Origin of the sequence: Rhodococcus sp. NPDC080181 (genome assembly GCF_040702225.1) — a bacterium.
In the GTDB taxonomy this organism is placed as follows: Bacteria; Actinomycetota; Actinomycetes; order Mycobacteriales; family Mycobacteriaceae; genus Rhodococcoides; species Rhodococcoides fascians.
Genome location: NZ_JBFBKN010000003.1, coordinates 146,526 through 161,303, shown reverse-complemented (window position 1 = coordinate 161,303; position 14,778 = coordinate 146,526). Strand labels below are relative to the sequence as shown.

12 protein-coding genes are annotated in these 14,778 nt (G+C 65.6%); 9 read left to right on the top strand and 3 right to left on the bottom strand.

The window, feature by feature from the left end; translation table 11 throughout:
* Positions 1-25: 25 nt before the first annotated feature.
* Positions 26-601 carry a TerD family protein gene (locus AB0O58_RS04740; protein ID WP_027495074.1) on the bottom strand — a complete coding sequence of 192 codons (576 nt, stop codon included), beginning with the start codon at positions 599-601 and terminating at the stop codon, positions 26-28.
* A 220-nt stretch (positions 602-821) separates the two neighbouring features.
* Here AB0O58_RS04740 and AB0O58_RS04735 point away from each other — a divergent pair, with 220 nt between their 5' ends.
* The 9 genes from AB0O58_RS04735 to AB0O58_RS04695 all read left to right on the top strand — a co-directional run bounded on the left by AB0O58_RS04735 (position 822) and on the right by AB0O58_RS04695 (position 10,584).
* Positions 822-1,901 carry a hypothetical protein gene (locus AB0O58_RS04735; protein ID WP_032382655.1) on the top strand — a complete coding sequence of 360 codons (1,080 nt, stop codon included), beginning with the start codon at positions 822-824 and terminating at the stop codon, positions 1,899-1,901.
* Between the two features lie 29 nt (positions 1,902-1,930).
* Positions 1,931-3,079 carry an HpcH/HpaI aldolase/citrate lyase family protein gene (locus AB0O58_RS04730; protein WP_366237996.1) on the top strand — a complete coding sequence of 383 codons (1,149 nt, stop codon included), beginning with the start codon at positions 1,931-1,933 and terminating at the stop codon, positions 3,077-3,079.
* On the top strand, positions 3,076-5,409 hold the full coding sequence (locus AB0O58_RS04725) for a phosphoribosyltransferase (RefSeq protein WP_363796956.1): 2,334 nt from the start codon (positions 3,076-3,078) through the stop codon (positions 5,407-5,409). The genes AB0O58_RS04730 and AB0O58_RS04725 overlap by 4 nt, the downstream gene beginning before the upstream one ends.
* Entirely contained in the window at positions 5,406-6,209 is an 804-nt protein-coding gene (locus AB0O58_RS04720) for an HAD family hydrolase (protein WP_167328157.1), read from the top strand. Before AB0O58_RS04725 ends, AB0O58_RS04720 begins: the two co-directional genes overlap by 4 nt.
* A 39-nt stretch (positions 6,210-6,248) precedes the next feature.
* Entirely contained in the window at positions 6,249-7,619 is a 1,371-nt protein-coding gene (locus tag AB0O58_RS04715; protein ID WP_366237957.1) for a PPE domain-containing protein, read from the top strand.
* Between the two features lie 26 nt (positions 7,620-7,645).
* Complete coding sequence (locus AB0O58_RS04710) at positions 7,646-8,356, top strand: ESX secretion-associated protein EspG (RefSeq protein WP_366237956.1); 711 nt, start codon at positions 7,646-7,648, stop codon at positions 8,354-8,356.
* Positions 8,357-8,440: 84 nt separating this feature from the next.
* The gene (locus AB0O58_RS04705) at positions 8,441-9,040 is read left to right on the top strand and encodes a hypothetical protein (protein ID WP_366237955.1); all 600 of its coding nucleotides are present in this window, start codon (positions 8,441-8,443) and stop codon (positions 9,038-9,040) included.
* A complete protein-coding gene (locus tag AB0O58_RS04700; protein ID WP_027495068.1) occupies positions 9,040-9,267 on the top strand; it encodes a helix-turn-helix transcriptional regulator in 228 nt (75 codons plus the stop codon). Before AB0O58_RS04705 ends, AB0O58_RS04700 begins: the two co-directional genes overlap by 1 nt.
* 90 nt (positions 9,268-9,357) lie before the next feature.
* A complete protein-coding gene (locus tag AB0O58_RS04695; RefSeq protein ID WP_230593358.1) occupies positions 9,358-10,584 on the top strand; it encodes a TerD family protein in 1,227 nt (408 codons plus the stop codon).
* Here AB0O58_RS04695 and AB0O58_RS04690 read toward each other — a convergent pair.
* Together AB0O58_RS04690 and AB0O58_RS04685 are read right to left on the bottom strand one after the other, a co-directional pair.
* Entirely contained in the window at positions 10,559-12,007 is a 1,449-nt protein-coding gene (locus tag AB0O58_RS04690; RefSeq protein WP_052053643.1) for a glycosyltransferase 87 family protein, read from the bottom strand. The two genes, AB0O58_RS04695 and AB0O58_RS04690, sit on opposite strands and share 26 nt — an antisense overlap.
* 111 nt (positions 12,008-12,118) lie before the next feature.
* Positions 12,119-14,422: a transglycosylase domain-containing protein gene (locus tag AB0O58_RS04685; protein WP_366237954.1), complete on the bottom strand. Its 2,304-nt coding sequence runs from the start codon at positions 14,420-14,422 to the stop codon at positions 12,119-12,121.
* Between the last annotated feature and the right edge of the window lie 356 nt (positions 14,423-14,778).

The window sequence follows — 14,778 nt, the reverse complement described above, 5'->3', positions numbered from 1 at the left end:
ATCCCCAATCTTGGGAGTGCCTTTACTAGACGTTTACTCCGAAGTCCCGGGCGATGCCTGCGAGTCCGGACGCGTAGCCCTGGCCGACTGCGCGGAACTTCCACTCCGCGCCGTTGCGGTACAGCTCGCCGAAGACCATCGCGGTCTCGGTCGAGGCATCCTCGCTGAGGTCGTAGCGAGCGAGCTCGGAGTTGTCGGCCTGGTTGATGACGCGAATGAACGCGTTGCGCACCTGACCGAACGACTGCGAGCGAGCGTCCGCATCGTAGATCGACACGGGGAACGTGATGGTCTCGATCTCCGGCGGCACAGCGGCGAGATCGACCTTGATCTGCTCGTCGTCTCCGTCGCCTTCACCGGTCGTGTTGTCCCCGGTGTGCTCGATGGAGCCGTCGGGAGACTTCAAGTTGTTGAAGAACACGAAGTGCCCGTCGCTCAGGGCCTTCTTCGTCGAGTTCAATGCGATGGCGCTGGCATCGAGGTCGAAGTCGGTGCCCGTCGTCGTGCGGATGTCCCAACCGAGGCCGACCACGACCGCGGTCAGGTTCGGTGCTGCCTTGGTGAGCGAGACATTGCCACCCTTGCTGAGGCTGACGCCCATTGAGAGGTCCTTTCGCAATTGGTTTCCCGTTACGGGTACAACCGTAGTGGGAATGTCCGGTTTCTGGACGTACTCGACTAACGAGCGCGGTGATGCGGAGGTTCCCGTCGGTAGTATCGAACAGGTGACAAGTCGCTGGCCTGGGGTGTTTCGCCGAGGTTCCGAATCGGACGCCGCCGCGCGTCGTTCCCAGGACGCCGCTGTCGCCGCCTTTCTCGACATGGACAAGCGACAGTCCATCGCATCCGCCGGCGTCGAGGCATCCACCGCGCTGCGTCCGGAGGACGGACTCGCCCGCCGATGGTTCGATACCGAGAAGCTGTGTTTCGACGCGGGAGCGGCGTATCTCGCTGCCGTCGAACAGTTCGACGGAATCACCACTGCCGCCGCGAGGTCGGCATTCGACAACGCGACGCGACTGCTCCACGACGCCAGTGTCGCCGTCGATCGTTTCTACGAGGCTCATCGCAGCACTCTCGAGCACGCCTCGGCACAGTTCGCGGCCACCCCGCGCCTGGTGCAGGACGCACTGGCCGAGGCGGACGCTGCGCGGTCCACCGTCGACGAGCAGTACGCCACCTATCCATCACTGCGGCAGGCCTGGAACGAACTGGATGCCGCCACAACACAATTGAACGATGTTCGACGGGATCCGCTGCGTGCGCGAGAGCAGGCCACCGTCGTCCGGGACAGATCCACTGCGTTGCGCGAGGCGGTTCGCTCGGCTCCCGGACGCCAGCAGGAGGCCCGGACCGCACTGGTCTCGGTGCGGACCCGAATCGAAGCCGTACGAACGAGATCCGAGGGGATCGCGCCGGCCTTCTCGAGTTTGCTTCGCGAATTCAATGCCAAGAGTTCGGCAGATCTGTCGCACAACGAACGATCGAGTGTGCGCCACATCGAGCAGGCCGACGAGGATCTGCGAGCGGCCCGTTCGGCGCTCGACACGGGCAACCCCGAGCAGGCCTTGGATCTCGTCGCCCAGGCCCGGTCGCACCTGACCGATGCCGAGCACCTGGTCGATGCCGTCACCGATCGTGTTCGCCTGCTGCGCGCAGTCAAAGCCGATCCGAGCGAGACCGAGAACAAGGTCCGGTTCAAACTTCGTGACGCTCAACAACTCGCGATCAATCGCGGTCTGGTTGCCGAATGGGGCTCGGTGCTGGATGCTCAGCTCGCCCGGATCGACAGGGCGAGCAACGCACTGACGGGTACCCATCCCGACTACTGGTCATATCTGCAGGATCTGGCTACCATTTCGGACTTCATCGCAGGCGTGATCGAACGCATGCGCAGCTAGCACCGACCGCATTCACACGAAGGATCATGGTGCAACACTTTCGCCATCTCGACGCCGACACCCGCGAACGCATGTTCTTCCTGCAACCGGAGGACATCGCGGTCAGCGACGGAAACAACGTCGTAGCAACAGCACTCGGTGCAACGCTGTACATCCCCGCGACCCGTGCGGACCTGACCGCGACGGTGCACAAGCGCACCGACGAGGGCGTTCGATCGATCGTGATCGATCTCGAAGATGCAGTCGCAGATCATGATCTGCAGTACGCGGTGGAGAACACCATCCGAACTCTGAACGGACTCTCGGGTTCGAATGCACTGGTGTTCGTCCGAGCCCGCACGGCCCAACAGATTCGGACGGTCTGCGCCGGTCTGACTCCTGGGGCCGCTGGACTTGCCGGTTTCGTCGTACCGAAGTTCACCTCGGCAACCGGAGCCGAGTACCTCGACGAGATTCTCGCCGCATCCACCGCGCACGACACCCGCTTGTTGGCGATGCCGGTTCTCGAGTCGGCCGAGGTGGTCCACCGTGAAACACGCGACACCGAACTCGTTGCCATCCGGGAACTACTGGGAAAATACCGAGACATCGTGCTGGCCGTCCGCATCGGAGCCACCGACATGTGCGGCACCTTCGGCATTCGCCGCGACCGTGACCTGACGATCTACGACGTCCGCGTCGTGGCCGACGTCATCAGCGCGATCGTCAATCACCTGGGCCGCAACGACGGATCGGGATTCGTCATCACCGGGCCGGTGTGGGAGTACTTCGCAGACCACGAACGCATGTTCCGGCCACTTCTGCGCCAGACGCCGTTCGTCGACCAGGAGGCCGTGCGCTTCCGGCAGCAACTGGTCAGCAGCGACTTGGACGCACTGCTGCGCGAGGTCGCCCTCGACCGCGCCAACGGTATCCAGGGCAAGACGGTCATCCATCCATCCCACGTTCCTGCCGTGCACGCATTGTCCGCAGTGACGCACGAGGAATACCACGACGCCCTCGACATTCTGGCCTCCGATCAGGGCGGCGCGCAGGCCTCCGGCTACCGGAACAAGATGAACGAGCTGGGACCACATCGCAATTGGGCGAAACAGACGATGGTCCGCGCCCGGGCATTCGGGGTCACCAACGAAGGGATCACGTTCGTGGACCTGCTGACGGCGCTGGCTCAGCGATGACCGACAACCCGGCCGACGGCATCGTCCTGACCGACACCGGCTCCTCGTCGTCGTGGACGGCACGACAACTGGTGCGTCCCGGCCTACGCCGCAATCCCCGACGGGCACATCTGTTGGTGTCCACTGTGCTCGGCAAACACATACCCGTGGATCCGGACGTCGTCATCGGTGCCGGCGATGAATTGGCCGGCCTGGTCGCTGCGGCGGTCGGCGGCTCCGACGTCGATGTTCTTGGATTCGCCGAGACGGCAACGGGATTGGGTCACACGGTGGCAACCGCCCTCGATGCGCGCTGCTATGTGCACTCGACCCGCCGCACGGTCCCGGGCATGACGGTGCACGGAGAGTTCGAGGAAGGGCACTCGCACGCCACCGACCATCTGCTGATGCCGACCTCGGCGGACCTGCTCGGCGGCGAACTACCCCTCGTTCTCGTCGACGACGAGATCTCGACCGGAGCCACCGCACTCGATGCGCTCCGCCAGATCCATTCCACGGCTGCGCGTTCCCACTACGTCATCGCATCCCTGGTGGACATGCGTACCGCCGAGCATCTCGACGCGACCGCAGCAACGGCCGACGAACTGGGCGTCGTGATCGACAACGTCAGCCTCGCTCAGGGATCGGTCGAGCTGGCACCCGGGCTCGTGGAGACGGTACTGGACCTTCCCGATCCGACGTTCAATCCGATTGCTGTACAACCTGGTTCGGTACACCGCATCGACGCGCACTGGCCCGCAGCTCTACCCGAGGGCGGCCGCCACGGCTTCCTCAGGTCTGATGCAGCCGGGTTCGACGACGCGATCGAAGCAGTCGCGGCCACCGTCGACGCGTCGCTCCCCGACTCGGGTGCCGTCGTGGTCGTCGGCCACGAGGAGCTGATGTACCTGCCGTTACGCCTGGCGGCAGCGCTGCAACGACGCGGACACAGCGCACTGTTCCAGACGACCACCCGCTCGCCCGCCTACGTACTCGACGTGGCGGGCTACCCACTGCGCCGGGGCTTCGAATTCGCAGCGCCCGAGGACGAATCCTCTCTGCGCTACCTCTACAACGCCGACGCGCCGGCCGGCTCGACCCTGGTGTTCGTCGCCGATACCCCCGCGGATACCGACGCACTCACCGCCGCGGCGGAGACACTCGCGGCGGCGGGCACCGACGTGCTGGTCGTGGTCGTGACCGGTGCCGATCCGCAGGCGCTCGAGATCGCCAGACGCGCCCGTCCGCTGCGTGGGCCCGAGTTCGGCTCGTACGCGCCGGACGAGGTGACCTGGCTACTCAAAGACCTGTCAGGGATCTCGCTGGAAGCGGCAACGGCGGAGCGCGAGAGGGCGATTCAGGCCGGCACGGCGCACTATGCCGAATCGCTGCCGGTGGAATACCAACCCGATCTTGCGTATCGCGAACTGTTCGAGAAGGTACTGCACGAGAGTGCGGCGCGGCTCGCGGTCGCCGTCGGAACCGTCACCGAGGTGGTGCTCGCCGAGCGCGGACACGACATCGTGCTCGCGTCACTGGCCCGGGCCGGTACTCCGGTGGGAATTCTGATGCGGCGCTGGGCTTTCGCCGCCCACGGCATCGAGATACCGCACTACGCCGTCTCGATCGTGCGTGATCGGGGTATCGACAGCGTCGCTTTGCGCTACCTCGCCGAGCACCACGATTCACGCTCGGTGGTGTTCGTGGACGGCTGGACCGGCAAAGGTGCCATCGCACGCGAACTCACAGCGGCACTACGCGACTTCCCTGGGGCGGACTTCGACGACGATCTGGCCGTGCTCGCCGATCCCGGACACTGCGCTCGCACCTACGGGACCCGAGACGACTTCCTCATCGCCTCGGCCTGCCTGAATTCGACCGTCTCGGGCCTCGTTTCGCGAACTGTACTCAACGACAGCCTCATCCGGCCGGGTGATTTCCACGGCGCGAAGTACTACGCAGACCTCGCTCCCGACGATGTCTCGGGGCACCTACTCGACGCGGTGACGGCTCGATTCGACGACGTGCGTGACGAGGTCGCGGAGACGGTGTCGTCGGTGCTCGCGTCCGACAGAACTCCCACCTGGTCGGGATGGGCATCGGTGGAGAAGGTCCGCCAGGAGTACGGCATCTCGCACGTCAACTTCGTCAAGCCCGGTGTCGGCGAGACCACGCGGGTGCTGCTACGCCGAGTACCGTGGCGCGTGTTGGTACGCGACGCGAATGCTCCGGAGCACCAACATATTCGGATGCTCGCCGAAGCCAGGGGAGTACCGGTCGACGTGGTACCCGACCTCGCCTACTCGTGCATGGGTCTGATCAAGAACGTCTCCACCGAAGATGCCTCGTGAGCGCCCTCGTCGCCGTCGACCTCGATCGCACGATGATCTTCTCCGAAGGCGCGCTCGGTGTGCCCCTGGACGAGACGTTCGAGTGCGTGGAGGTGTACGAGGGTAAACCGTTGTCGTACATGAGCATTCGGTCGATGTCGCTGCTCCGCGGGTTGAGCGAGAGCGTCACCGTGGTTCCGACGACGACGCGAACCATCGAACAGTTCCAGCGTATCGGCCTGCCGGGTGCCCCGTGGCGGTACGCCATCACCAGCAACGGTGGCAACATTCTCGTCGACGGTGAGCCGGATACGGCCTGGCGCAAGGGCTTCGATCTGGACCTGGCCGGCATCGGCGCAGAGTTGAGATCGAGGGTCTCCGAGGACTGGGTGCTCAAATACCGCGAGGCCGACGGCCTGTTCTGCTACCTCGTCGTCGACGTCACCGCCGTCCCGCCGGACTTCGTCTCGGACTGGTCGCAGTGGTGCGCGGCACGCGACTGGAACGTGTCCCAGCAAGGCCGCAAGATCTACACGATGCCCAACGCGGTGTGCAAGAGCTCCGCCGTGGCCGAGGTCCGTTCCAGGCTGGTTCAGGACGGTTCCCTGGATGCCGAGGCCGGCGTGTTCGCTGCCGGTGACGGCGCACTCGACGCCGAGATGCTCATGGCCGCCGACGAGGCAGTTCGGCCGCGGCACGGCGAGCTCGAACTGCTGGGGTTCACCCGCCCCGGGTTGACCGTCACCGATTCCTCCGGCGTACGGGCCAGCGAGGAAATTCTCGAGTGGCTGCGGAACCGAACCACTGCGCACCGCGTCTAACAGTTCGTCGGGGGGACAGGCGCGTGGCAAGGGGTGGGCATGGCGAATCCGTACGAGGAACTCGAAGCGACGATCGACGGGATAGTCACCAACATATTCGTGACCCCTGTGGGGCCCGAGCTCGTCGGCACCATGCTCGGGGAGGCGTTCGAGAAAGCGAACGGAGCTTTCGACTACCGCGGTGACTACGAACCCAACGAAGTGACGATCACCGAACCGTTCGAGGTGATGTCACACGAGGACATCGCGGGCATGGTCGGGTCGTTGGCCATCGGTCCCATTGCTACCTCGTCGAAGAACTGGAACGACCTCTCGGCCGCCGCCGGCTCCGGATCCGACGGCTTCCGAACGGGTATCGAGGCGGCCATGGCGTCGGGCTGGTCCGGGCCGATGTCCGACGCCGTTCGCGGCGGCGTGGGCGATTACGTCTCGTCCGCGTCCGCGCTGGCCACGTCGATGAGTCTGATCGGGAACAAGCTGCTCGAAGCGCACGCAGGATTCGAGCAGACCAAGTCGAGAATGCCGCCGGTGGTCGCATCCGAGGCCAGCACCCTGATCGGTTCCCTGCTCCCCGTTCCGTTCGCCACGAAAACGGCGACCGCAGTGCAGGAGGAACAGCAGAACGAAGCGCGTCGCATCATGCGATCGGTGTACGTACCGGGCGTGGTGCTGTCTGACACCAACGTTCCGGTGCTGCCGACGGCGCACAATCCCGTCGACGGCGGAGGCGGCGGTTCCACCGGCGGCTGGGCAGGCGGTTTCCCGGCAGGCAATTATCCGGCCGCCAGTGGGAGCGGCGGTGCGACGTCCGGTGGGGGCGCAGGCTCGGCAGGAGCCGTCGATCCCGCAGCGCAGTCGGCTGCGCAGCAGACCGAAGCCGGCACCGCGACGCCTGGACAATCGGGCCCCGGGCAACCGGGTTCGAGTCCATCCGGACCGCTGTCGCCTGCAGATCGATCCGGGGAAACCCGGGCCGCCGCAGCCGGTGGCCCCGGAAATGCTCCCGGGGGACTCGGAAGCAACGTGGGAGGCGGCGGTTCCTCGGGGACAGGCTCCCCGGGTGCCGGCTACGGCGGCTCGGGCTACAGCGGCTCCAACTACGGCGGCTCGGGCTACAACGGATCCGGTGGCGGTGTGGGTTCCGGTGCAGGTTTCGGCGGCTCTGTTCTCGGGTCTCCGATCGGTTCCGGCGGTTCCAGCGGCGGCCCGGGCGGCGCGAGTGCGGCGGCGGCCGGTCGAGCAGGGGCTCACGGTATGCCCGGAGTGGGCGGTATGGGCGCGGCGGGAGGTCGTGGCACCGGCGACAACGACGGAGAACACACCACCCCCGGCTATTTGATCGACGTCGGCAACGGCAGCGAACTGATCGGCGACCTGCCACTCGTCGCACCCCCTGTGCTCGGCGGCTGACGGTGACGCAGTGGACCGTGCGGGGCATGGATTTCGCGATGCTCTGCAGTCGTTTCGGACGGGATCGGCTGCCCTACCCTCTGGCCGTCACCGTCGACGTCGATACCGAGGGTCAGCTCCGACAGCTGCGGCGCGAAGCGTCGGCGAGGATCGACGCGCTGGTGGACGAGCGGCTCGAGGCAGCCATCGGAGTGGTGATCGACCCCGCTGTGCGCATCGAATGCCGAAGCGACACACACGACTTCGGGCACAGCCCGGTGCGCGTTCATGCAGCGGTGACCCACGATCTCGCGGTCGTCCTCACCCAACGACCTGGGCCGGACTGTTCGGTCACGATCGACACGGTGACCCCGGCATCTGCCCCCGTACGGATCGCCGAGTCCGTGCCGACCGTGCAGGCCGGACGCCGTGCGGCCGCGACCCTCGAACATCCCTGCACTGCAACTACATCGAGCGGAGCAATCCTGTCCACGGCCACTCGAAACGCGACTGCGGACGAGAAATTCGAGGCGTTTTTCGCCCGACCGCGATCGGCAGTCGGCGAGGTGATCGTCGCGCGCGGCGCCACCTACGACCACCGCCGCGATACCGATGCCGTCTCGTTCTTCTGGATGGACTTCGACGGGGACGGCCGCTACCTCGTTCGGTCCCACGCGTCGATCGACGTAGTACCCGCCGATTCCACCCGATTGGTCGCGGAAATCGGGCGGCAGTTGGAGTCGGCCTTACGCCGATGACACAGCCCACCCCTTGACACCGTATCGATTTTCGATAGGTTAACGATATTCGTTGTTATCGACTATCGATATGGAGGCGGCGGGATGGCATACGGACTGGGTTCCATGAGGACCAACAAGTGGGCGATGGTGTTCTACGGAGCACTGGCCGTGGGCTGGACCGGCTGGAAAATGTGGAAATACCACTCCTCGGACTACGTCAGCGCCACGGTCGAACCCGAGTGGAACACCCCGCCGGTGGAGTTGTTCGGAGGCCAGTTGCAACCGGGGAACTCGGTCGAGCTGAGCGTCCCGAAAGCCGAAATCGTACGACTGCTGGGCTTCATCGACGTGATGCGCTACGGATCCCTCGCCGTCGGACTGGTGATCATCCTGGTGGGCCTGCTGTTCTTCTACCGCTTCTGCGATCGCGTCATCGCCGGGAATCCCTTCACCAACGCCGCACGCACCGACGTCGTAGTGATCGGCGCGTGCATTCTCGCCTACCCCATCATCACTGGGTTCACGAACATGCTGGGCACCAACAGCGTCGTCGGTGCGCTCGAGCTGAGCGGGACCGTGGACACCGCTCGACCGGCCACCGGTCTCTGGATCGCAATCTTCGTGTCCACATTCCTGCAATTCGTCTACGCCACCATCGCCCAGGGCTCCAAGCTCGCTCGTGATGCCGATGGTCTGGTCTGATGGCCGAGGAGTTCGTCGACCATCTCGTCGTGTGTCATCTCGGCGAGATCCTCGAAGCCCGCGGCATGACGCTCGCCGAACTGTCGCGTCTGGCGGGGGTCAGCGTCGTGAATCTGTCGGTACTCAAGAACGACCGCGCCAAGGCCATCCGATTCTCCACCTTGACCGCCGTATGCCGGGTGCTCGGCTGCACCCCTGGCGACCTGTTCACCCTCCGCCAGATCTGACCGATAGGCCTTCGCGGTCACATCAGCCGGACAAATCGACCAAGTACATTGGATGACGGTAACCAGCACTTCGAGAGAGAGTCCACCACATTGTCTGCTCCGGCCGGTCAACCGTTGTCCAAGGGTCAGAACGGCCCCCTCACCGTCGCCGACGTCGTCGTGTCCATCGCCCTGGCGGTGCCGGCCGACCTGTCTGCACTTCTGGTCACCGACGCTGGAAAGGTGCGCACGGACGCCGATTTCGTGTTCTTCAATCAGCCGACCGGTCCCGGTGTCCGCCTCGAACCTGGGCAGGGCGGGCCGGCGCGGCTCGCCGTCTCGCTCGGCGCTGTTCCGTCCGACATCGAGCAGATCCGTGCGGTCATCACCCTCGACGACGCGTCGAGCAACTTCGGCCGATCGGCACCCCCGGTCGCGCGAGTCAGCGACACAACGGGAAACGTGTTGTACGAGTACACGATCGAGGGCCTAAGCTCCGAATCCATCGTCATTGCGCTGGAAATCTACCGCCGTCAGGGGAGCTGGAAAGTGCGCGCCGTGGGGCAGGGCTACGCGGGTGGTTTCGCTGCGTTGGTGACCGATCACGGTGTCTCCGTGGACGACGCGCCGGCTCCCACCCCGCCCCCTGCACCGCCGACGCCACCCGCCCCGGCCGCGCAGCCCGCTCCACCCGCAGCCCCTCCCGCACCGGTTCGCTCCGAGGCTCCGGAAGTCAGTCTCACCAAGTCCAAGCCCGTCAGTCTGTCCAAGGGCCAGAAGGTCACGCTGCGCAAGGACGGCGGCGTGGCCCTCACGGTGATTCGCATGGGCCTCGGCTGGGACCCGGTGACGACCCCGAAGAAGGGTGGACTGTTCGGCGGCGGAGGCCGTGCGGCGAACATCGACCTGGACGCGTCGGCAATCATGCTGGCAGATCGCAACGTCAACGATGTCGTGTACTACGGCCAGCTCAACGCCAAGGACGGGTCGATCACGCACAAGGGAGACAACCTGACCGGCGAGGGCGAGGGCGACGACGAGGTCATCGTCGTCGATCTGACGCGGGTACCCCAGCACGTCACCGGCATCGTCTTCACGGTCACCTCGTACCGCGGCCAGACGTTCGAGCAGGTTGCCAATGCGTTCTGCCGGCTGGTCGACAACACCACCAACACCGAACTCGCCCGCTTCACCCTGCAGGGCGGCATGCCGTTCACGGGATTGGTGATGGCAAAGGTCTACCGCCAGGGCAGTGAATGGAAGCTACAGGCCATCGGCGACGGCATCCAGGCCAAGCACGCCGGTGAAGCCGTCAAGCAGCTCGGCCGCTATATGTGACCGCACGCCGACCGGTTCGATCTGCAGCACCGTCGAGTACGCCACCGAGCGGGTCGACGGCGCTGCCGTTTCGAATGAGATCCTCCGACGGCCGGTAGATCTGCCGAACGATCAACGCGCACAAGCCGATCACTGCGATATCGCGCACGACCACGGTGGCGGTGAACCACTGTTCGGGCAGACCCTTGTTGTCCACGCCCAGGTAGTAGTACATCCGGGGGAACCAGACGAACGCGTCGATTGCCATCCACGCCAACAGGATTCGACGATGCGGTAGAGCCAGCACCGCGAGAGGGACCAGCCACAGCGAGTATTGGGGACTCCACACCTTGTTGGTCAGCAGGAACCCGGCCACCACCAGGAACACCAACTGGGCCAGCCTCGGCCGGGTCGGAGCCGTCGTACCGATGTAGGCGATCAGCGCACACACGACGGCGAAGAGCAGCAGCGTGACTGCGTTGAGAACCATCGGCTTGTCCCCCGGATAGAGGGGGCCGTCAAAGCCCGTCCATCCGGTGAAGGAAGTGACGACGTTGTACAGCGAATCGGGGTCGGCTCCGCGCTCGGAGTTGAGCCGGAAGAACTCGTACCACCCCGTCGGATACAGCAGGGCCAGTGGGAGATTGACCGCAAGCCAGGCCCCGAGGGCAGCCGCTGCGGTCAGCCCCCACTCGCGCATGCGGCCGGCCCGCCAGCACAACACCAGCAGCGGCCCGAGGAACAACAGAGGATAGAGCTTGGTGGCACCGCCGAGACCCAGCAGTATGCCGGCCAGTACGGGCCGCTTCTTGGCCCAGGCCAGCAGACCGGTGAGCGCGAATGCCGTTGCGAGAGCGTCGAAGTTGGTGAATCCATGCACGATCACCAGCGGTGAGGCAGCCACCAGGGCAGCGTCCCAGATGCGTCGTCCCGCCGAGATCGCCGTCGCCCACACGGTGACCAGCCACGCGACGGCCAATCCCAGAGCGACGACGTTGAAGTAGACGACCACAGGCAGGGCTTGCGGCAGGAAACTCAGTGAGTTCCAAGCCTTTCCGACGACCATCGAGCCGTACTGGTACAGGCCGGCAATGACCGGGTACTCCATGTACCGGATCTGACTCGACCCGTCGGCCTTCGTTTCTTCCCAGGACTTCTTGTACGGAAACGCGCCTTGGTCGAGCCGCTCGGCACCGTAGAGCGGCACGGTGTCCGAGTAGCACATCGCCACGTACTGGCGACTGCCGCTCCAGTCGAGACCGAGTTCACCGTTCGGACCCACCGGTGCCTGTTGAATGCACGCCGCCTTGGCGAACCAACCGAAGCAGAGAAAGACCACCGCGAGCAACAGGATGACCCGCAGCGCAGTGAACCACCGTTGCCGACCGACCAGAGCGTGCGCGCCCACCGGCCCGCCGATGACCGAGGACAGTTCCTCGGTCATCGGATCGGTACGGCTGGGTGCGTCACGGTCCGTTGCACTCGCCGTGTCCAGGCGACCAGGACTGGCAAGGGTTCTGCCCTTGCGCTCGGGTTCGGTCGTCACCGTTCGGTGCTACTGGCCGGGAGTCGCCGGTTCGGGGGCTGCCGGCTCGGGTGCTGCCGGTGGCTGTGCGGGCTGAGCCGGGGCCAGACCCGGCAGCGGAATGGTGACGCCCGGCAGAATCTCGACCTGACGCGGCGTGATGACCACCGGCGGCGAGATCTCCGTCGGGATCGGCAGAGTCACGGGCGGCGGCGCGGACGGAGCCACCGTCGTGACCGGGGCGGCCGGTGCCGAGTACTGCGGGACACCTGCCTGACCGGCGATGGCCTCGGGCGTCGGGAACGTCTCGTTCGAGGTGCCCTCGAGCGTGCCGTCCATCGTCGCCTTCCAGATGTCCGACGGTATGCCCGATCCGTAGATCGGACCGCCGTAACTGTTCTCGAGCGGCAAGCCCTGCTCGGTACCGACCCACACCGCTGTCGACAGTGACGGGGTGTAGCCGACCATCCAGGCGTCCTTGTTCTGTCCGGTATCACCGAGCTGCGCGGTACCGGTCTTCGCCGCCGATTGACGACCACCCGCGAGGTTGTGACCGTTGGAGTACCCGGCGATCGGACGCATCGCCGACGTCACGTTGTCGGCCACCGCCGCCGAGACGACCTGCTGACCGGCCTCGGGTGCACGATCGAGCAACACCGTGCCGTCGGCCGTGACGACCTTCTGCACGAAGTGCGGGGTGTGATAAACGCCGGAGGCTGCCAGTGTGGCGTAGGCCGAGGCCATGTCGATCACCCGCGACTGGTACTGGCCGAGCACGATTCCGTAGTTCGGGCCCGCGTTGTCGGGCTCGGTCAGCGTGGGGCCGACGCCCTCGATCTCCTGCGGGATACCGAGCTTGTGTGCCATGTCCGCGATCGCCTGCGGGCCGTTGTCCATGCCCAGCATCATGCGGTAGAAACTCGTGTTCAGCGACCGCTTGAGGGCCTCGGCGATGGTGCACGTGCCACAGGATTCGCCCTCGACGTTGCTGATCTGGATACCGTTGACGTCGAGCGAGGAACTGTCGTACATCTTCGACAGCGGAATGCCCTGGTCCAAGGCAGCGGCGAGGCCGAACACCTTGAACGACGATCCGGTCTGCAACCCGGACTGCGCGAAGTCGAAACCGCGCCCGTCCGCGCCGCCGTAATACGAGCGGACCGCGCCACTGCGCGGATCGATCGACACCGACGCCGTGCGCAGCTCCGACGGCTCACCCTGCAGGTTGTTGTCCACGGCCTCGACCGCGGCGGCCTGCGCCCTCGGATCGATCGTCGTCGTGATCTGCAGACCCTCGGTGTTCAGATCCTGATCACTGACCCCGACAGCCGACAACTCACGCAGTACCTGCGCCTTGATCAGACCGTTGGGACCTGCGTCGGCGGCATCACCCGAATCGACCTGAGAAATGGGGACCCACTGCGGATACTGCATCGCCGCACGCTGAGTCGCATCGAGCTGGCCCTGCGAGACCATGCCGTCGAGCACGTAATTCCACCGCGACTGAGCACCGGTGGGGTTGACTTCCGGATCGAGTCCGGACGGCTGCTGGATGGTCGCAGCCAGTACTGCGCCTTCCTCGACCGAGAGCTGATCCACGGATTTGCCGAAGTACGCCGTCGACGCGGCAGCGATGCCATAAGCGCCACGACCGAAATAGATGGTGTTCAGATACGCCGCGAGAATGTCGTCCTTGGACCATTGGCGAGCCATCTTCGACGAGATGACCAGCTCCCGCATCTTGCGCGTCAACGTCCGCTCGGAGCCGACCACCGCATTCTTGACGTACTGCTGGGTGATCGTGGAACCGCCGCCCGCGCTGTCACGTCCGAGAACGTTGTCGCGCAGGGCACGGCCGAAGCCGGTCACCGAGAACCCGGGATTGGAATAGAAGTCGCGATCCTCCGCCGAGAGCACGGCGTTACGCACGTGCTCCGGAATCTGGTCGATCGTGACATCGGTTCGGTTGCCCTCGGGTGGCACCACCTTGCCGAGCACGCTCGACCCGTCGGAGGCGAAGATCGTCGCGACCTGATTGGTCCTGAGGTCACCGGGCCGCGGGACGTCCACCAGCGTGTACGCCACCATGAACAGCAGAATCGGCACTATCAGGCCCAAGGCGACCAACGCATACAACGTGCGTCGAACTACCCGCCACTTGGACTTCTTCTTCGTTTTCGCGGCGGAACCTCTTTCGGGGGGCTCGGGCGGTTCGTTGCCCGAGGAGCTAGCTGATGGATCGTTCGGTTCGTGTGGCGGCGGGACGGATCCCGATCGCGTGACACCTTCCGCGGCGTAGCGACCGTCACCGGGCGGTCGACCCTGCGGTGGCATCGGACGCTGCCCAGGAGGGGGCCCGGGGCGCTGCCCAGGAGGGGGCCCGGGGCGCTGACCCGGAGGCGGTACCGGACGCTGACCCGGAGGTGGCATCGGCGGTCGACCCTGCGGTGGCATCGGACGCTGCCCGGGAGGCGGTCCGGGGCGCTGACCCGGAGGCGGTAGCGGACGTTGGCCCGGAGGAGGCACCGGACGTTGGCCCGGTGGGGGTACCGGACGACGTCCGGGCGGATCGGAATGGCGGCTGCCGCGCGGTGGTCCGGGCACGTCGGGGCGCCGTCCGGAGTCGCTACGGCCAGGTTCGTTGTTACCCGGGTTGTTGTCGTAGGGGGAACTCACGTACGAATCTCCAG

Bases quoted from the DNA above. Each gene is read 5' to 3' on its own strand.
- AB0O58_RS04710 (WP_366237956.1), top strand. From the start codon at position 7,646: ATGGATTTCGCGATGCTCTGCAGTCGTTTCGGACGGGATCGGCTGCCC.
- AB0O58_RS04735 (WP_032382655.1), top strand. From the start codon at position 822: ATGGACAAGCGACAGTCCATCGCATCCGCCGGCGTCGAGGCATCCACC.
- AB0O58_RS04740 (WP_027495074.1), bottom strand. From the start codon at position 601: ATGGGCGTCAGCCTCAGCAAGGGTGGCAATGTCTCGCTCACCAAGGCA.
- AB0O58_RS04715 (WP_366237957.1), top strand. From the start codon at position 6,249: ATGGCGAATCCGTACGAGGAACTCGAAGCGACGATCGACGGGATAGTC.
- AB0O58_RS04700 (WP_027495068.1), top strand. From the start codon at position 9,040: ATGGCCGAGGAGTTCGTCGACCATCTCGTCGTGTGTCATCTCGGCGAG.
- AB0O58_RS04685 (WP_366237954.1), bottom strand. From the start codon at position 14,422: ATGCCACCGCAGGGTCGACCGCCCGGTGACGGTCGCTACGCCGCGGAA.
- AB0O58_RS04725 (WP_363796956.1), top strand. From the start codon at position 3,076: ATGACCGACAACCCGGCCGACGGCATCGTCCTGACCGACACCGGCTCC.
- AB0O58_RS04690 (WP_052053643.1), bottom strand. From the start codon at position 12,007: ATGACCGAGGAACTGTCCTCGGTCATCGGCGGGCCGGTGGGCGCGCAC.
- AB0O58_RS04705 (WP_366237955.1), top strand. From the start codon at position 8,441: ATGGCATACGGACTGGGTTCCATGAGGACCAACAAGTGGGCGATGGTG.